This window comes from Microcella sp., from assembly GCF_051860105.1.
Lineage (GTDB): Bacteria > Actinomycetota > Actinomycetes > Actinomycetales > Microbacteriaceae > Microcella.
Genome location: NZ_JBHYEO010000007.1, coordinates 23,137 through 40,842, shown reverse-complemented (window position 1 = coordinate 40,842; position 17,706 = coordinate 23,137). Strand labels below are relative to the sequence as shown.

The following is a 17,706-nucleotide window of genomic DNA, read 5'->3' as shown; positions in this document are numbered from 1 at the left end:
GCGTCACGCGTGCACCGCGCTGAACTCAACGCCCACGCGCCACGACAGTGACGCGTGGGGCGCGAGTCTCGCCGCGGTTCCGTTAGCAACAGCGCGATGCAGGTCGTCGTGCCAACCCAGAGCGGGCTGGATCGACACGACATCCGTTTGCGCGATCGCGCCGCGATCGATCCACAATCCCCACTGGGGCGGATGCGGTGCCGACAGCGAGAGCGACACTCGAGCCCCACCGCGCTCCAGCGACATGCCTCGCACCGCGTCACCCCGCCGATTCCACCACTTGCCCGTGCCACCGGGCTCGGCAATGTCGGCCACGCGAACGGAACCGGTCAGCAGGCTGCCACGACGAGCGTCGGTGACTCCGACGAGCGAGGCACCCTCAGTAGACACGTGGTCGGTTTCGTTGACAACGAACTGCGGATGCGCAGCCCACAGGAACGAGACGTCACCATCCGAGAGATTCGTCACGTCGTAGTCGAGGGAGAGCCGGCCCCCAGCCATTAGACAAATGGTTCGCCGAAACGAGACAGGAACGGTGTGACATTCGACACTGACGTCGAGCGACGGTGTCGATGTCGTGGCCCATTCTCGATTCCAGACGTCACCGTGATCGGGAAGGCCCGTGCCGACGATCGTGGGGAACATCTCGTCCCAGCCGCACAACTCGGCGCTCTCGTAGGCGACCCGAGGTTTCGACCAGTCGACGCTCTCACGGGGCTGCAGTAGCCACTCCTCTCCACGCCAGGTGAGTGACGCGATCTTCGCGCCGAGCGCGGGAACAACGTCGATCGTCATCTCGCCGAGCGAGCTGCGAACCGCGTCAAAACCCTGCCATCGGCTCGCCTGCGTCGCGACGGTTGTCATCGCGTGCGGTCACTCTTCTGACTTGAGCGCGGTGTAGCCACCGTCAACCAGCAGGCTCGTTCCCGTGATGTACGACGCGTCGTCAGAGGCCAAGAAGGCCACCGCGGCGGCGACCTCGTTCGGGCTTCCGAGTCGCTTCATTGCCGTACCCGCCGCCGTCTTCTCGTGGGCTTCTACCGGGATGCGATCCCACGCTGCTGTGCGGATCGGCCCGGGCAAGACGGCATTCACGCGAATCTTCGGGCCGTACTCGACCGCCATCTGGCGGGCAAGCGCCACCGACGCACCCTTGGCCGCGGCATAAGCCGGGTACGCAGAGACGCCGATTAAGGCGTGCACCGACGACACGGCGATGATGGACGACCCCTCGACCATGCAGGGAATGATGTGGCGCGCTGAACGGTGCAGGGCGTCGAGATTCACCGCCATCTGACGCGACCACTCGTCGATCGATAACTCGTGAATGGGCTTGGCGATCAAGAGGTACGCGTTATTCACCAGCAGATGAACTCCGCGACGCGAAAGCTCGTGAGTCGCGACCAGCTGCGCCCACGTGGCGTCATCACCCACATCGCCGACAACCTGCTCGCGATCATCAGGGGCGTCGTCGAACGAAAGATCGAGACCGATCACGCGGTAGCCATCAGCGACGAGTCGATCGGCAATAGCGCGGCCAATACCGCGAGCAGCACCAGACACCACGGCGATGCGGTCAACCGTCATGCACGCCACCTTCGGTCAGTGCCAGCAGAGCGGGGCCCTGCCCCCACGGAACACGATATCCACGGGGAACATTCGCGTAGTGCGAGTCACGGGTACAGGCCATCACTGCGACCGACACCTCGGTGAGAAGACCACCATCGCCAATGCTGGCGCGCACGGCGGCGCGCGCACGATCTTCGGCATGGCGCAGGTCGGGGTGGGCGCTCACCCCCAACTCGCGCGCACGACGGAAGCCCTCGGCCATGAACGCGGCGGTTGAGCTCTCCATGCCGCTGGCGGGATCATCGAGTCGAGCATCCCAGTGTCCGTCGGGGCGCTGAGTCACGAGCATCCGCTCAATCAACGCAACGGCCGCATTCTGCAGCGTCTGCCGCTCGTCATCAGTTGCGACTGCGGCGGCGCCGGGTCGTGCGAGGTTCTCGAGCACATCAAGAAGACCCAGTAGCGCCCACCCCTGGCCTCGGGTCCAGCCCGTTCCGAACGTGCCGTCAACGCCTTCCAAAATGAAGTGAGCGAAGTCGCCGGTCGGGCGCTGCAGCTCGCGAATATACCCCTTCGCCTGGTCAACACCGATACGAATCAGAGCAGCGTCTCCAACCAGTTCCCCCAAACCGGTGAAGAACGGCGGATCAAAGTGCAGGCAGTCAAGAAAGGATCCTGCAGGGGGCTGAGCGAGCCACTGTTGCTCGAGCTCAGAGAGCGGTTCTCCGCCGTAGGGCGACATCAGGGGGGAGGATTCCCAGGTGGCATAGATGCCGCGAATCAGAGGGCGAGACGTGAGATATCCCGCAAGATCTCGGGCCGCAGTCAGCAGATCGTCATCGCCATAGCGGCGCAGAATGTGAACCATTGCAGTGCCCGGAGCCGTGGCGTCAAGCCGACGGAATGGGTGCCGGCGTGAAGCCCACGATCGCATCCACGCCCGAGCGAACTGTGCGTACTTCTCGTCTCCGGTGAGTTCACTGGCGCGCACGAGACCTTCAAAGCCCACCGAGTCGCCGAAGTTCCAGGTGTCATAGCTGAGGTCAAGCAAAGATTCCGCAACAGCAACGGTCATTGCGGTGGTGGTCACGCCAGCGCCCATGTGACGGCCGCCCCTTTCGTTCGTACGACGCGACCCTCGCGCTCCAGGTCTTCTAGGTGGCCCATGATCGGCTGAGCGAGAGCCGGGTCGCGGCCCTCTCGAGGCCACGTCGCGATGAGATCACCCACCCGACTCACCATTTCAGGCAGGTCGATGGGCCCATCAGCCTGCGCAAGAACATCGAGTACCGCAGTCTCGGCAGCCTGCGCGAAAACGACGGATCGTTCGAGAAGTGATCGCCCAGAATCCAGACCACTCGTCGGATAGTGCGCCGTTTCGAGAGAGGTAAAGGGCAACGACTGCAGTCGCTGTGCCGACTGTACGTACTCGGCCGGATACCGGTAGGTGGGGGGAAACGACGGAGCCCCATCGGCAAACGGCACGTACGCTCCGAGGGCAGCATCACTGATGGCAAGAACGCCCTGTTCGGCGTCCCACATCGCCAGGTGGCCGAGACTGTGTCCGGGCACGTGCAAAATCTCGAGGCGCCGGTCACCGAGGTCGTAGTCAACATCGCCGTCGATCAGCTGGGTGGGGAAACCCCCCGATGACGAGGCCCGCGACCAGGCAATCACCTCGTCGGGTTCATCGAGACCAAGGTGTCTGAATTCACGGGCACGCTGATCGAGGTAGACCTCGACATTCATCAGAGCAGCGTCTGAGCGATGTGCGATGAGCGCCGCACGCGGAAACACCTCGGCGCAGTCACCGAGACCACCAAAGTGGTCGATGTCACAGTGGCTGACGACGACAGCAGTGACGTCGTCAGCAGACAAGCCGATCTCAATGAGATAGGGCACCACGTGTGCACGGATGTCGCCGGCGCACCCGGTGTCGTAGAGCACGGCACCGCGTGAACCCATGAACACATATACGCGCGAGACTCGCTCACCGAGGGGCATCTCAATCGCATGCACCTTGTCGGCGATCCGATAGCCCGGCATTACTGCCCCGTGAAGCGCGGCTCGCGCTTTTCGCCGAAGGCGGCCCGCCCTTCGGCCGCATCGTCGGTCATCATCAAGTAGCTGAAGGAATCGTTTTCAACGTGCAACGCCACGTCAAGGGGAATGTTCTTCGACATGCGCACCATGAACTTGGTGCGCTGCGTCGCGATGGGCGACCGTGAGGCGATGGTCTGCGCGAGCGCGAGGGCGCGAGGGCGCACATCCTCCGGCTCAACGAGGTGCTGAATCAGGCCCCAGCGAAGAGCCTGATCCGCATCAATGCGGTCACCGGTGAGCAACATCTCTGACGCCGCACCAGCCCCAATCAAGTGAGACAAGAGCTGAGTCGCGCCCGACCCGCCGTGCCAGCCCCACTTGATCTCCCCTGCCGCGAACGTTGATCGGGGAGTGGCAAAACGAACGTCAGCGGCGCACGCCATTTCGAGACCGCCCCCAATGCAGTAGCCATCGATCGCCGCAACAACGGGTTTACGAATCAACCAGACCGCGCGCGCATAGTCACGGCGAGCGTCAAACCGGTTGCGGTATTGCCAGTTGGTGCCGTACCCGTCGAGATCGGTGATGTCGCTTCCCGCGGAAAAGGCGCGATCACCCGCGCCGGTCAGAACCACTGCTCTGATCGCGTCGTCGTTATTGATCTCGTAGACCATCTCGTTGAGATGACGATCCATCGCCACGGTCATGGCGTTGAGCTTCTCGGGACGGTTGAGAGTGATCACGGCCACATGACCGTCATCTTCGCGAAGAATGTGATCGCTCACGAGCTCACCTCCTGGGCAACAGACGCGCGAATGACACCCGAGTCAACCAGGCCGGCGACCTGTTCTGCCGAGTATCCGATCGACGTCAAGATTTCAGCGCTGTGCTCACCCAGCCCGGGCGCCCCGCGGCGAATCGTGGCCGGTGTGCGCGACAGGTGCAGAGGTGGCCGGAGGGTGGTCGTGGGCACACCGCCCTGCGGTTGCTGCACGAAGGCGCCCGTCGCGGCGAGGTGCGGATCTGCCGCGAGCGACACATAGTCGTGCACGGGCCCCGCCCACACTCCGTGCAGATCTGCAAGCTCGACCCATTCGGCCGTCGTGCGACCGAGGAATGCGTCTTTGATGTGCGCATAAATCTCGTCGCGCCGCACCATGCCGTCGTTGTAGTTGGTCAACGACCGCAGCCAGTCGCTGTCGAGCATGTGGCCCAACGAGACCAGAGGCGACATGGCCAACGTCAACCACCCGTCGGCCGTGCGGTAGACCCCATAGGGCCCAGGAATCGAGGCGTGCGCGGCCGGGCTCGCGGTGCGCGTCGGCGCCTCGCCGGTGTTGAGGTAGGTGACGAGCTCTTGCAGCTGACTGTCGAGCACCACCGAGAACATGTCGACCTCAATGTGCTGACCGCGACCACTTCGCTCGCGCTCATGCAGCGCGGCAAGAATGCCGATGGCAGCCTGGTAGCCGGTCATAACGTCGGCCGCCCACAGAGCGCCGGGTGCGGGGGCGTCACCCTCGGCGCCGACCGAGAACATCGACCCGCTGTAGCCCTGCAGAATGAGGTCTTGACCGGGTCGACTGCGGTAGGGCCCAACCCGACCGAAACCACTGATTGAGCAATAGATGATGCCGGGGTTCAGCGGCGCCAGGTCGTCGTAGCCAATTCCGAGTCGCTCGGCCGTTCCGTGCCGAAAGTTCTGAATGAACACATCGCTCGTCGCCGCCAGACGTCGTACCGCATCGCGGCCCTCGTCTGACTTGAGATCGACAGCGAAACTGCGTTTGTTGCGATTGACCGCGAGAAAGGTCGTCATCTCACCCGCGTGACGCACATCGCCAAAGCCGTGGGTGCGGTTGAACTCACCGTCTTTGGGAGGCTCGATCTTAATGACGTCGGCTCCGAGATCACCCAAACGCGTTGCCGCCAGAGGGCCAGCAAGCATCTGGGTGGCATCGAGGACGCGGATTCCGTCCAAGGCTCCTGAGTTCGTCTCCAGCACTGCGTCAGCCTCCTATAAGTATTATTTACTGACCCTGCGAATACTAGGGTGCGCGTTGCGCGAACGTCAACAAATGCCCACCGGCGATGCCGAGCGCGACGCCTTTCGGGCCAGACTCCCCGGCGAGACAGTGAGGTTCGCGCACGATTGACCGCCCGTCGAGCGGCACAATATAGTCACACATTATTGATCGAGCGGATGGATGTTCATGGATCGCATACTCGAGTTGGACATCGACGCGCTGGGCAATGGCCCCGATCGCGAGCGCATCCACACCGTCATGGAGCGTTTGGCTCCCGTGTGGCGGCGAGCCAGTGATGATGCCGTCGCTGGCCTCGTGCTCAATCTCGGGTGGCTGATCGACCCCGTGATGCTGTGGGAGGGCGACGGAAGCCAGAATCTCCCTATTCACTCTCGTCGTCTTGATGCATGGTCACGCGCGACCTACGCAGACCTGCGGAACGTGACCGACATGGTTCGCGACGCAGCAGCTGAACATGGAGTTGCGTCATTAAGAATCGGGATGCTCGTGCTGGGCATCGGCGAATTCGTGAACGAAATCGTGCGCGCCCCCGGCGAATCAACCGAAGAATCGGCGGAAGGCGCGTTGTACCAAGAGCAGGGTGAGTGGTACCGCCGGCAGCCTCACCTGTATCCCTTCGACCCCGCCGTCACTCTGCATGGCCCCGGCGTCGACTGGCGACAACCCCTGCACGCTGATCACCGCGCCCTGGCGACCCGGCCCAACGGAATCGCCGACGGTGATTCTTTCGCCGATCTCTTTGCCGATCAGTGGGCATCGTTTTCCGATTTTGTCGGCTTTGATCTCTTGCTCATGCGTGACGAGACAACCAGCCCCGTGCACGCTGGGCGCATCAATTTCGATGGCGCCAGCGACATCGCGACTACTGACGACGTCACCGAATGGACAACCTCCCTCGTCTCCGTGACGCGAGCGATCAAAGAGGCCTCACCGAGCACCTGGCTGTGTCTGTACTCGACCGGGCTGTCACCGACGGTCGAAACCCGGTTCGGTCGACTCGATATCGCTCGCGTTGTTGCCGAGGGAATGATTGACGGATGGGTTGATCAGACCTGGGGCGGGGCGTGGCAAGACTGGTGGGATGCCGGATGGCAAGGCTGGACCTTTCAGCTCAGTAACCTTCTCGCCCGTGCAGCGCTCATCGCCGAGGGTAACCGCGCGCGCAACGATGGTGGTTGCCGCCACTACCCACTCATTCAGTTGCTCGATGGCTGGGAACCGTACGACACACTGCATGACTACCCCGACAAGTTGACCTGGGGAATCTGGGCGTTCACCCACGCTGTCGTGACATCAGACCGCGGCCTTCACCGCGTGGGAGGTCACTACTTTGCCGTCGGCAACGACCGCACCGGCGCGTTGATTCTCGAAGACGATCTCGCCGTCGTCCTTGACGAGATCGATCACGCAACGGCGAGTGTTGACCGTCTTGAGCGCCCCCTCGGGCCGGTTCTGGTGGCGAGCGGCGCCGCCTCGGTTCTGCACTTCAGCGGGGCCAGCGAACCCACCGAAGACGCTGCCGGATTCCTGCTCAAGTGGGGCTTGCCGGTGATCAGCGCGACGACCGAGCTCATCGCTGGTGAGCACCCCGAAGGGCGCATCGTGGGCCCCGGAGATGCGGATACCGCCATTCATGCTCAGGGCTCACTCGTGGTCGCCAGCGTTGATGACCTCAGCCCGCAGACCGCTGGTGACCTGGGCGTCGACCGCAGCACCGACGTTGCCCCGATGGGCTACGCACGCGGTATCGCTGTCAGTCGTGAGGGGGGCGTCAAAGCCCACGCCTGGCCGTATATGCCGACGCGGTCGGTATCGAGTGCGCGTGCTCACAGCACCGTGATCTACGACTCCAGCGACGGGCCCACCGCGACCGTGACCAACCATGATGTTCATTGGTGGTTTCCACCCACCATTGCCAACGGTACCGACCGACGAATGACGCACTATCAGATTGGCTCTGCCGACCCGCACTACGTCGTCTGCCGATCGATTCTGACCACCCGAGCGTCACACGACTGGCTCAGTTCTGTTCCTGCCGCCATCCACGAAACCGTGTCACTGCATGGCTGGGTATCGAACGGCGCGCTACACATCTTGCTCGGCAATGTCGAGTCGGGATGGCTCGGCGACAGCCGGCACTCGCGCACGATCACGGTGATCGTGCCCACTGAGTTCACCGCCTCACTGTCTCGCCCGGCGCTCATGTCGCGCCAGGGCGTCGAACACCTGGTCGTCGACTCGCGGGCAACGATCACGGTCGCCCCCGAATCGGCGATGATCCTGACCCTCACCGACCTGGCGCAGCCGTGACCGCGCCACCAATCGACGAGATCGTCTCAATCGACTGGGGAACCACGAGCCTGCGCGCCACCGTCGTCACGCGAGGCGAACCTGGCGCATCGGTGCGGGGCGCCACCGGGGTGCGCGGTCGCACCCCGGCAGACCTCGCCACGGCTCTCGACACGGTCATGGCAGAGCTACCCGAAACCCGCGGGCCCATTGTGCTCTCCGGAATGATCGGCAGCACGGCAGGTCTGATGGTCGTTCCGTACGTGGATGCTCCCGCCGGTGTTTCCGAGATTGCTCAGGCCGTGACGCGGGTACCCGCTGACCTACTCGGCCCCGCCTGTGCCAACCGCGAGGTCGTCATTGTTCCGGGCGTGCGGGTCGAGGCGCCCTCGGGCGATGACCTGATGCGCGGTGAAGAAACGCAAGTGTTGGGTCAGGGCATCACCGACGGAGTGGTGATCGCTCCGGGTTCGCATTCGAAGTGGATCACCATTTCGGAAGGACGAATCGTCGGCTTCACAACCGCGATGACGGGAGAAGCCTTCGCCGCGCTGGGTCGGCACACACTGCTCAGTGAGTCACTGACACCCGACCTCTCCGTCGACGATGAGCAGCGAAATGATTTCGTGCGCGCCGTGACCGACGCACACGAGCGCGAATTGCTCTTCACCCTGTTCAGTGTGCGATCAGGCGCGATTGCCGGTTCAGGTCGGGCGGCCAGCACCGCTCGACTCTCGGGGCTCGTGATCGGAGCAGAGTTACACGGCGGGCTTGCCTGGGCGGGGCATCCATCACACATCACTGTCGTCGCCGATGAAACGCTGGCCGAGTGGTACCGCGTTGCCCTGAACCAGGTCGACGTGACCGTCACGATTGCCACACGCCATGCGGCCGCACAAGGAGCCTGGCGGATCACTCAGGAAGGATGGCCGCAATGAGCACGCTCACTGCCGCACTCAACGCCGTTCCGATCCTCGCGATTCTGCGAGGCCTCACCGAAACAGACGCCAATGACGTGGGCGCGGCGCTCTTCGACGCGGGGATCACTGCAATCGAGGTTCCGCTCAATCGGCCCGGTGCGCTCGATGCCGTGCGCCGACTCGTGACGATTGCGCCACGCGACACCGCAGTCGGAGTAGGAACCCTGAGTGATCCGAAACACATTCCGTCGATCGTCGCGGCTGGCGCCACCTTCGCCGTCTCGCCGCACCTCGATCGTGATTTACTCGCGCAGTGCCAGCGGGCGGGTCTTGAGACGGTTCCCGGAGTGATGACGCCGAGCGAGATGTACGCCGCCTACAGCGCCGGGCAACGAACGGTGAAGCTATTTCCCTACGATGCACTGCCCGCTTCCGGCATCGCCGGGATGCTCTCGGTTGCCCCCAGCGACCTGTCATTCATGGCGGTCGGAGGCGTTGATGGCGACAATGCCGCCCGCATTCTCGCCAGCGGCCTCTCGACCGTCGGCGTCGGCTCGTGGCTCTACAGGCCGGGAGACACGCCCCGTGAGGTGCGCGCGAAAGCAGACGCCCTCGTCACCGCAGTTCGTCGTCAGGAAGGATCGCCATGACCGTTGAGGCTCTCGCCCGCCCCGTTCTCGTTGCGGGAGCAGCCGGTGATATCGGCTCGGCGATCGTGCGCACGATGCGGGCGTCGGGGCGTGACGTGATCGAGTGGGATGCTCGGCCAACGCCCGGCGGCACCGTCGTTGACCTCACTGACGAACAGGCCGTGCGCACACACAGTGCCGCATTAGCCGCCACCCAGTCCACCCTCGATGCCGTGGTCATCTCGGTCGGGGCACTGCGATCGGGTCGGATCACCGACATGTCAATCGATGATTACCGCACCGTGATGGACTCCAACGTCATGAGCGTCTTCGTGACCCTCAAACACCTGGGTGATCTCGTTCGAGACGGCGGGTCGATCACGGTAATTGGTTCGGTGGCCGGGCATGTCGGAGCCGACACCACATCGGTCTACTCGTGCGCCAAGGGCGCCGTCATCGCCCTGTGCCGGGCAGCCGCACAGGAATTCGCTCACCGGGGAGTGCGGGTCAATGTCGTCAGCCCCGGATGGGTGCGGGCGGGGTTCACGGCCCAACTGATGAGTGAGGCAGCTGACCCTCAGCATCTCGACGAGGGAGCACGTGCCGCGCACCTACTGGGGCGGATGGCAGAGCCGAGCGAAGTTGCTGACGCGGTTCTGTTTCTTTCTGGATCACAGGCGTCGTTCATCACCGGCACCGAGCTCTTCGTCGACGGCGGGTTCATGGTCAAGCGGTAAGCGGTGGGCGGTACGCGGTTAACCTCACCCCGCAGCGAGCTGGCGCTCGAACCGCTCGACGACGTCGCGGTGACACAGCTCGGTGGCCTCGGTCGTCGCGGTCGCCGCTCCGGCCGCGACGCCGCCGCGAAACGCCGCCGCGAGGTCATGGCCCTGCGCAAGACGCAGCACCATCGCGCCGAGAAAGCTGTCACCCGCACCGACCGTCGAGTGCACGGTGATCGGTGGCGAGGCGAGACGCGTGACGCCCTCGGCCGTGACGAGCACGGCGCCGTCGCCCCCGAGGGTCAGGGCAACCACCTCGACGCGGCCGCGCGCCACCAGCTCGCGGGCGGCCTCAACCTTCTCGTCGATCGTCAGCGTCGGGGCGCCGACGAGCTCACCCAGTTCGCGCCCGGAAGGCTTCACCAGGTACACGCCCTCTGCGACCGCCTCGGCGAGCGCCGCCCCCGACGCGTCGACGACGCAGCGCACCCCCAGCTCGCGGGCGCGGCGGGCGACACGCGCATAGAAGTCGTCGGGCATGCCAGGCGCGAGCGAGCCGCTCGGCACCACGTAGCCGCCGAGGTGCATGGCTGCTTCCGTGGCCTGAAGGCAGCGCATCCATTCGGCCTCGCTCAGGTGAGGGCCCTGCAGCACGAAGCGAAATTGCTTGCCGGTCGATGTCTCGTCGATCGTGATGTTCTCGCGTGTGGACCCGGCGATCGCAATGGCACGGCCGATGATGCCCTCGGCCTCAAGCAACTGTCGGTACGCCTGCCCCGTCGGGCCCCCGACCGCGTAGATCGCGGTGGAATGCCCGCCCAGCCGCTCGATGACGCGGCTCACGTTGACTCCCCCGCCCCCGGGGTCGACGCGGCTGGGCCCGCAGCGCATCTTGTGCTCGGGCATGACCGTCTCGGTCGTCGTACTGACGTCGAGCGCGGGGTTGACCGTGAGCGTGACGATGGGCGCCGGGTGGGCGGCAGATGCTGCAGGGCTGTGCGCCATGCCCTCAGGCTAGTGAGAGATGCGCGCGAAGGCTGCCGCATAGGCGGCCCGCACGTGAGGCTGCGCCGGATGCTCGACCGCCGCATGCAGCGCGAGCGGCCACTCGACGCCCGCGCCGAGCCGCCCGGCCGCCTGCCGCGCGGCACCGCGGGCGACGTACTCGCCCGGCTCGGGCACGACGACGGGCAGGCCGAGCACGGCCGCGGCGATCGTGGGCACCGCCCGCGACCGCGCCGCGCCGCCGACGAGCAGCAGGCGCCGGGGTCGCAGGCCGTGCCGCACGATCGCGTCGAGTCCGTCGGCGAGGCCGCACAGCATCCCCTCGATCGCGGCGCGGGCCAGGCTCTCACGGGTGGTGGAAGCGAGAGTCAGGCCCGCGAGCGTGGCGGTGGCGTCGGGCAGGTTGGGCGTGCGCTCGCCCTCGAAGTAGGGCAGCAGCACGAGGCCGCCCGCGCCGGGCTCGGCCGCGAGCGCGAGGTCGGCGAGGCCGTCGTGGTCGACGCCGAGCAGGGCGGCGACGGCGTCAAGCACGCGCGCCGCGTTCAGGGTCGCGACGAGGGGCAGGTATGCCCCCGCAGCATCGGCGAAGCCGGCGACGGCGCCCGACTCGTCGACGACGGGCTCGGGGCTCACGGCGAAGACCGTGCCGCTCGTGCCGATCGAGATGACGACGTCGCCCGGGCCGGAGCCGAGGCCGAGCGCCGCGGCGGCGTTGTCGCCCGCGCCCGCGCCCACGAGCACGCCCGCACGCGATCCCCGCAATTCAGGAGTCTCGGCGTCGACAGTCGTCGACACGCTCGGCCCGAGCACGCGCGGCAGTACGACCGCGGCCGGAACTCCTGAATTGTGGACACCACCGGATGCTCCGCTCGGGTCGGCCTCGCGCGCCGGGCGCCCCAGCGCGAGCGCGAAGAGCTCGAGGTCGTACGCGCCGGTCGACGGCGACCAGTACCCCGTGCCGCTCGCGTCGGAACGGTCGGTGACGAGCTGCTCGAGCACGGGCCCGAGCGGGCTCTCGCCGGCGGGCCCGTAGCCGCGCAGCCGCCAGGTCAGCCAGTCGTGGGGCAGGGCGACGGCCGCAATACGGGGCACGAGATCGGGCTCGTGGTCGCGCATCCACCGCAGCTTCGTCGCCGTGAACGAGGCGACGGGCACCAGGCCGGTGCGCGCCGCGTACTCTGCCGCGCCCACCTCGGCCACGAGGTCGGCGGCGGCGCCGGCCGAACGGGTGTCGTTCCAGAGCAGGGCGTCGCGCACGACGCGGCCCTCGGCATCGAGCGCGACGAGGCCGTGCTGCTGGCCGCCCACCGCGATCGCATCGACGTCGGCGAGGCCGCCCGCCTGCTCGACGGCCGCGACGAACGCCGACCACCAGGCGGCGGGGTCGACCGCCGTGCCGTCGGGATGCGGCGCGCGCCCCTCCCGTACGGTCGCCCCCGTCGCGACGTCGACGATCAGCACCTTACAGCTCTGCGTCGAGGTGTCGACGCCCGCCACGAGGGTCATCGTTAGCGGGCGCCCATCAGGTGCTCGGTGGCCAGCTGCTGCAGGTGCACGAACCCGAATCCGCGACCGTTGAAGTAGGCGCCCGAGTCGAAGCTCTCGTACGCGGTGGGGTCGGCGAGCAGGTCGTCGACCGTCTCGCCCGCGCCGAGCGTGGGCTGCGCGAGCTCGTCGACGCGGGCCGCGGCGAGCGCCGCCTGCACCTCGGGGTCGGCGCGGAACGCCGCGGCGCGCTCCTTGAGCAGCAGGTAGGTGCGCATGTTGGCGGCGGCCGAGGCCCACACGCCGTTCTCGTCTTCGGTGCGCGAGGGCTTGTAGTCGAAGTGGCGCGGGCCGTCGTACGCACGACCGCCGCCGGGGGCGCCGTTCTCGAGCAGGTCGACGAGCGAGAAGGCGTTGTGCAGGTCGCCGTGGCCGAAGACGAGGTCTTGGTCGTACTTGATGCCGCGCTGGCCGTTGAGGTCGATGTGGAAGAGCTTGCCGGCCTCGAGCGCCTGCGCGATGCCGGCCGTGAAGTTGAGGCCCGCCATCTGCTCGTGCCCGACCTCGGGGTTGAGGCCGACGAGCTCGGGGTGCTCGAGCGTCTCGATGAAGGCCATGGCGTGGCCGAGGGTCGGCAGCAGGATGTCGCCGCGCGGCTCGTTGGGCTTGGGCTCGATCGCGAAGCGGATTCCGTAGCCCTTGTCGGTGACGTACTGCGTCAAGATGTTGACGGCTTCGCGGTAGCGCGCGATGGCCGAGCGCACGTCTTTCGCCGCGTCGTACTCGGCGCCCTCGCGGCCGCCCCACATGACGAAGGTGTGCGCGCCGAGCTCGGCGGCGAGGTCGAGGTTGCGCAGCACCTTGCGCAGCGCGAAGCGGCGCACGGCGCGGTCGTTCGAGGTGAAGCCGCCGTCTTTGAAGACGGGCGCGCTGAAGAGGTTGGTCGTGATCATGGGCACCTTGAGGCCCGTGGATGCTGACGCGGCGATGAGCCGATCGATCTGGGTGCGCCGCTCGGCGTCGGTGGAGCCGAACGCGAACAGGTCGTCGTCGTGCAGCGTGAGGCCGTAGGCGCCGAGTTCGGTGAGCTTCTCGACGACGTGCACGACGTCGAGGGGCGCGCGGGTCGGCCCGCCGAAGGGGTCGGCACCGTTGTAGCCGACGGTCCAGAGCCCGAAGGTGAATTGGTCGGCGGGGGTCGGCGTGAGGGCCATGAACGTCTTCTCTCTGCGCTGAGGGGTATATGTTGTGGAGCACAACGTATCACCCGATGGCGGAGACCGCCAGACTGGATGCATGGTGGCAGAGCGGGCGGCGACGGATGCGGGCCGGGTGCGCCAGCGCAACCTCGCCGCGGTGCTGCGGCTCGTGCACGAGAGCCGCGGTGTGACCCGCGCCGACCTGACGCGCGCGCTCGGCCTCAACCGCTCGACCATCGGCGATCTCGTCGGTGTGCTCGTTGAGCACGGGTGGGTCGACGAGCGCGACGACGGGCAGCGATCGGGGGTCGGCCGGCCCAGCCCGCTCGTCATCACGCGCGACCAGTGGCTCGTCGCTGCGATCAACCCCGAGCTCGACGTCATCGACATCGCGCTCGTCTCGCTCGGCGGAGAGATCGTGGCGCGTCGGCGCACCGCGGTCGACCGCCCGGGCGTCGCCGAGGTCGTGGCGATCGTGGCCCGCGTCGTCCGCGAACTCTCGGCCGCACATCCCGAGGCACAGGTACTCGGCGCGGGCGTCGCGGTGCCCGGCCTGGTGCGCCGCGACGACGGCTACGTGCGGCTCGCCCCCCGGCTCGGCTGGAGCGATGAACCGCTCGCCGCCCCGCTGGCGTTCGCACTCGACATGCCCGTCGCAGCGGCGAACGACGCACACCTCGGCAGCCGCGCCGAGCTGACCTTCGGGGCCGGGCAGGGCGCGGCCTCGGTGCTGTACCTCAATGGCGGGCCGAGCGGCATCGGCGGCGGTCTCGTCATCGACGGGCACCCGGTCGATGGATCAGCGGGCTACGCGGGCGAAATCGGCCACGTGTCGGTCGACCCGCGCGGCGCGCTGTGCGCCTGCGGCGCCCACGGCTGCCTCGAGGCGCTCGTGCGGCGCGACGCCCTGTCGGCGGCCGTCGACCTGAGCCACCCCGATGACGACGAACTGGATGCCGCGCTGCAGTCGGCCGTCGCCCTCGAGGGCTCCGAGGGGCCGGTCGGGGCGATCTTGAGCGAGCAGCTCGGCTGGCTCGCGATCGCCCTGCGCAGCGCCGTGAACCTGCTCAACCCCGAGCGCATCGTGCTCGGCGGGCATCTGGCGGCGCTCTGGCGCGCGGTGGGCGAGCACGACCGGCACACAGTTCTCGCCGAGGCGTTGCCCGTGACGGCCCGCGATGTGCGCATCGAGGTGGCGGCCCTCGGCGCGCAGCGGCTGCTGATCGGCGCGGCCGAGCTCGCCTGGGACGCGCTCATCGCCGACCCGACCGAGGTGCCGTTGCGCCCGATCGCGCCCTAGCGTCCGGTGCCGCGGACGACCATCACGGCCGCGGAGACGCGACGAGCAGCACGTCGGCATCCAGGGCGGGCGTGCCGGACGCCCGCGGACTCGTGGCGTACCAGAACGAGGTCGAGGCAATGTCATCGCGGCGCACCAGGTACCGCCAGTCGGGTTTCCAGCCAAGGTTCTGCACGGTCACGCGCAGGCGGCTCGTGAACGCGACAGCGTCGTCCGAGTGCCAGCGATACATGCCGAACCGGGTCTGGCTGCTGTAGAGACCATCGGGCCTGATGACCTGATGCAGTCCCACGCGCTCGCTGAAGTAGGGGGTGTAACCGCGCCCCGGAACGTCGAAGTTCCAGGCTCCGCCAAAGTAGTCCTCGGTGCCCGTGCCCACGATGGTGGCGAACTCACCGTCGTCATCGAGGAAGAACTTCAACTCGCCCTCGCCCCACCAGCCGGGGTGGTTCACCCCGACGGCGAGATAGGTTCCGACGTACTTGCCGGCGCCTGAGACGTCGAGCAGCGTGTGTATGCCGCCCTCGACGGGGTTGCTGCGGTTCCAGGTGGCGTGGAGGTACATCGCGTCGTCGGGAACCTCACCGAGGCCGTAGTCGAGGTAGTAGTAGAGGAAGGTCTCGTCGTCGGAGATGTTCTCGATGGTCACGCGCGCGCCGGTGCGGAACGGCATCGGCCAGTACACGTTGAGACCGCAGTAGGGGGCCGTCACCACTCTCGACGACGAGAAGACGGTGAACTCGTCCCAGCCCAGCCCGAAGAGATCCCCGATGGGCAGTTCGATCGAGGGCTCGTCGGCGCCATCCCAGTAGAACCGAATAACGAGACGTCGCCACCATTCGGGGCGCACGGGAACCCACAGGTGTTGCAGCATGCCGCTGCCCTCGATCGCCGCGAGCTCGACGACCGAGCGGGCCGGCAGCGGGATGCTCGGGCTCACCTTCCAGCCCACTCCGAGATCGCGCGCCGCCTCCGCTCCGGTGCCGGTCGTTGCACGCCCGCCCTGGCCGGGAAGGCCAGTGGGGTTCTCGGGGCTGATCGATCGGCTCGCGAGGGCGGAGGGGCGGGCAAGGCCGAAAGCGTCAATGTTGGGCTGAGACATACGACGTATGATACGTCGCCGGAGTCTCCCGTGCCGCGGGCAATGTGCCGTGCAGCGTACTACCGAAGCGTCATGGTGAATTCCGAAGCGCCTTTCGGCACGGTCACGTCGGCCCGAGCATCCGCCCGCGACAGCGCATAGTCGCCCGCGAAGCCCGAGAGCCGGATGCGTCCGGATTCGTCGGTGCGCAGCATCGTCGGCGCCAACCACCACTCGCCCCGGATGAGGCGTTCGAGCGTGTCGTAGCCGGGTTTGCGCGTGCCGTCGAGGCGCACAAGCCCCGCAGGCGCACCGAGCCAGGCATCGCGGTCGGTGATGCCGAAGTAGGTGATCGACTCCACCGCGGGGTGCCCCACGAGCATGCGGTAGTGCTGCTCGAGCTCGTGCGCCTGCCGCGCCTCCCCCTCGGGGGTCGACGGCCACGTCTCGACCTGAAAGTCGTTAAGGTCGACGATCTCGGAGGGCATCAGTTCACCAGAGACGATTGTCGTCTCGGTGAAATGCACGGGCAAGCCGAATCGCCCGAAGCGGTCGGCGATGTCGAGCAGCTCGGCGCCGCGGAAGCCCTGGTGCATGTGAGTCTGCACGCCGATCGCATCGAGACGGATGCCCGCCTCGAGCACGGCCTCGATGAGGCGCTCGTAATCGGCCGAGAGATCGAAGTCGTTGAGCAGCAGGCGAGCGGTCGGGTCGGCGGCGCGCGCCTCGTCAACCGCGAGGCGCACCATCTCGACACGGCCGAGCCGCTGAGCCAGGCGAGTAATGGGGTTGGGGATACCGTCGGGCTCGTTGACGAAGTCGGGCATGATGACGACCTCGTTGATCGTGTCCCACTCATCGACCAGGCCGGCGAAGTCGGTCACGTCGCGGCGCACCCGGTCGCGCACGAGGCGCTCGACCTCATCGAGCGGCACGCCGTCGAGCCACGGCACCTTCACCGTGTGCCACACCAGGGGGTGGCCCTTGACCCGCGCTCCTCGCTCACGGAACCAGCGAGCCGTCTGCTGCAGCCGCGCCGTGTCGGGCCGACCGCGCTCGGGTTCGAAGTCACCCCAGTAGAACGGCAGGATCGCCAAGTCGAACAGCCCGAACCAGTCGTCGGCCAGAGCGCTCTCGTCACGCGAGCCGTTGGCGTGCTCGACGAAGTCGAAGCCGATGCAGCCGAACCCGAAGGCGTGCCGCGTTTGCGCGACCATGACATCGGTGTGGGCGAGGGGATGCCCGTCGGCTCCGAGGACCGTCAGCTCTGCCGACGCCCGCCGGTGGGCATAGGGCTCAGTCACCGTTCGCTGTCTCTGTGATCATGGGGGTTCTCTTCCGTCTCGATGGGCAACCGTGCGCCTCGATGTGAGGGTGAGAGCACCGTAGTGCGGTGCTGACGGAGCGTGCGGGCCT

16 protein-coding genes are annotated in these 17,706 nt (G+C 66.9%); 5 read left to right on the top strand and 11 right to left on the bottom strand.

Annotation, left to right across the window (positions count from 1 at the left end):
* Positions 1-3: 3 nt before the first annotated feature.
* The 6 genes from ACTIE9_RS05660 to ACTIE9_RS05635 are packed head-to-tail and all read right to left on the bottom strand — an operon-like array spanning position 4 to position 5,617.
* Complete coding sequence (locus ACTIE9_RS05660; RefSeq protein ID WP_439564606.1) at positions 4-864, bottom strand: hypothetical protein; 861 nt, start codon at positions 862-864, stop codon at positions 4-6.
* Positions 865-873: 9 nt separating this feature from the next.
* Positions 874-1,587 carry an SDR family NAD(P)-dependent oxidoreductase gene (locus ACTIE9_RS05655; RefSeq protein ID WP_439564605.1) on the bottom strand — a complete coding sequence of 238 codons (714 nt, stop codon included), beginning with the start codon at positions 1,585-1,587 and terminating at the stop codon, positions 874-876.
* Positions 1,577-2,659, bottom strand: a complete 1,083-nt coding sequence (locus tag ACTIE9_RS05650) for a glycoside hydrolase family 88 protein (protein WP_439564604.1) — start codon at positions 2,657-2,659, stop codon at positions 1,577-1,579. The genes ACTIE9_RS05655 and ACTIE9_RS05650 overlap by 11 nt, the downstream gene beginning before the upstream one ends.
* A complete protein-coding gene (locus ACTIE9_RS05645) occupies positions 2,656-3,615 on the bottom strand; it encodes an MBL fold metallo-hydrolase (RefSeq protein ID WP_439564603.1) in 960 nt (319 codons plus the stop codon). Before ACTIE9_RS05645 ends, ACTIE9_RS05650 begins: the two co-directional genes overlap by 4 nt.
* On the bottom strand, positions 3,615-4,397 hold the full coding sequence (locus tag ACTIE9_RS05640; protein ID WP_439564602.1) for an enoyl-CoA hydratase/isomerase family protein: 783 nt from the start codon (positions 4,395-4,397) through the stop codon (positions 3,615-3,617). The genes ACTIE9_RS05645 and ACTIE9_RS05640 overlap by 1 nt, the downstream gene beginning before the upstream one ends.
* Positions 4,394-5,617 (bottom strand): CaiB/BaiF CoA transferase family protein, encoded by a 1,224-nt coding sequence (locus ACTIE9_RS05635; protein WP_439564601.1) that lies wholly within the window; start codon positions 5,615-5,617, stop codon positions 4,394-4,396. Before ACTIE9_RS05635 ends, ACTIE9_RS05640 begins: the two co-directional genes overlap by 4 nt.
* A gap of 208 nt (positions 5,618-5,825) precedes the next feature.
* On the opposite strand from ACTIE9_RS05635, the gene ACTIE9_RS05630 reads away from it, so the two are divergent.
* Genes ACTIE9_RS05630 through ACTIE9_RS05615 form a run of 4 tightly spaced genes read left to right on the top strand, consistent with a single transcriptional unit; the run spans position 5,826 to position 10,235 of the window.
* Entirely contained in the window at positions 5,826-7,970 is a 2,145-nt protein-coding gene (locus tag ACTIE9_RS05630) for a hypothetical protein (protein WP_439564600.1), read from the top strand.
* Positions 7,967-8,887: a 2-dehydro-3-deoxygalactonokinase gene (locus ACTIE9_RS05625; RefSeq protein ID WP_439564599.1), complete on the top strand. Its 921-nt coding sequence runs from the start codon at positions 7,967-7,969 to the stop codon at positions 8,885-8,887. The genes ACTIE9_RS05630 and ACTIE9_RS05625 overlap by 4 nt, the downstream gene beginning before the upstream one ends.
* Positions 8,884-9,519 carry a bifunctional 4-hydroxy-2-oxoglutarate aldolase/2-dehydro-3-deoxy-phosphogluconate aldolase gene (locus ACTIE9_RS05620; protein WP_439564598.1) on the top strand — a complete coding sequence of 212 codons (636 nt, stop codon included), beginning with the start codon at positions 8,884-8,886 and terminating at the stop codon, positions 9,517-9,519. The genes ACTIE9_RS05625 and ACTIE9_RS05620 overlap by 4 nt, the downstream gene beginning before the upstream one ends.
* The gene (locus tag ACTIE9_RS05615) at positions 9,516-10,235 is read left to right on the top strand and encodes an SDR family NAD(P)-dependent oxidoreductase (protein ID WP_439564597.1); all 720 of its coding nucleotides are present in this window, start codon (positions 9,516-9,518) and stop codon (positions 10,233-10,235) included. The genes ACTIE9_RS05620 and ACTIE9_RS05615 overlap by 4 nt, the downstream gene beginning before the upstream one ends.
* Before the next feature lie 24 nt (positions 10,236-10,259).
* Here the strand turns inward: ACTIE9_RS05615 and ACTIE9_RS05610 are convergent, their stop codons facing one another.
* From ACTIE9_RS05610 to xylA, 3 genes are read right to left on the bottom strand one after another with little or no spacing between them, the layout of a single operon-like run.
* Positions 10,260-11,225, bottom strand: coding sequence for a 1-phosphofructokinase family hexose kinase (locus ACTIE9_RS05610; protein ID WP_439564596.1), 966 nt, complete (start codon positions 11,223-11,225; stop codon positions 10,260-10,262).
* Between the two features lie 9 nt (positions 11,226-11,234).
* A complete protein-coding gene (locus ACTIE9_RS05605) occupies positions 11,235-12,731 on the bottom strand; it encodes a xylulokinase (RefSeq protein WP_439564595.1) in 1,497 nt (498 codons plus the stop codon).
* Positions 12,732-12,733: 2 nt separating this feature from the next.
* A complete protein-coding gene (gene xylA, locus ACTIE9_RS05600; protein WP_439564594.1) occupies positions 12,734-13,924 on the bottom strand; it encodes a xylose isomerase in 1,191 nt (396 codons plus the stop codon).
* Between the two features lie 82 nt (positions 13,925-14,006).
* Here xylA and ACTIE9_RS05595 point away from each other — a divergent pair, with 82 nt between their 5' ends.
* Positions 14,007-15,209 (top strand): ROK family protein, encoded by a 1,203-nt coding sequence (locus ACTIE9_RS05595; RefSeq protein ID WP_439564593.1) that lies wholly within the window; start codon positions 14,007-14,009, stop codon positions 15,207-15,209.
* 22 nt (positions 15,210-15,231) lie between these two features.
* Here the strand turns inward: ACTIE9_RS05595 and ACTIE9_RS05590 are convergent, their stop codons facing one another.
* Together ACTIE9_RS05590 and ACTIE9_RS05585 are read right to left on the bottom strand one after the other, a co-directional pair.
* On the bottom strand, positions 15,232-16,311 hold the full coding sequence (locus ACTIE9_RS05590; RefSeq protein WP_439564592.1) for a glycoside hydrolase family 172 protein: 1,080 nt from the start codon (positions 16,309-16,311) through the stop codon (positions 15,232-15,234).
* A 59-nt stretch (positions 16,312-16,370) separates the two neighbouring features.
* Positions 16,371-17,594: an endo-1,4-beta-xylanase gene (locus ACTIE9_RS05585; RefSeq protein ID WP_439564591.1), complete on the bottom strand. Its 1,224-nt coding sequence runs from the start codon at positions 17,592-17,594 to the stop codon at positions 16,371-16,373.
* Positions 17,595-17,706: the final 112 nt, after the last annotated feature.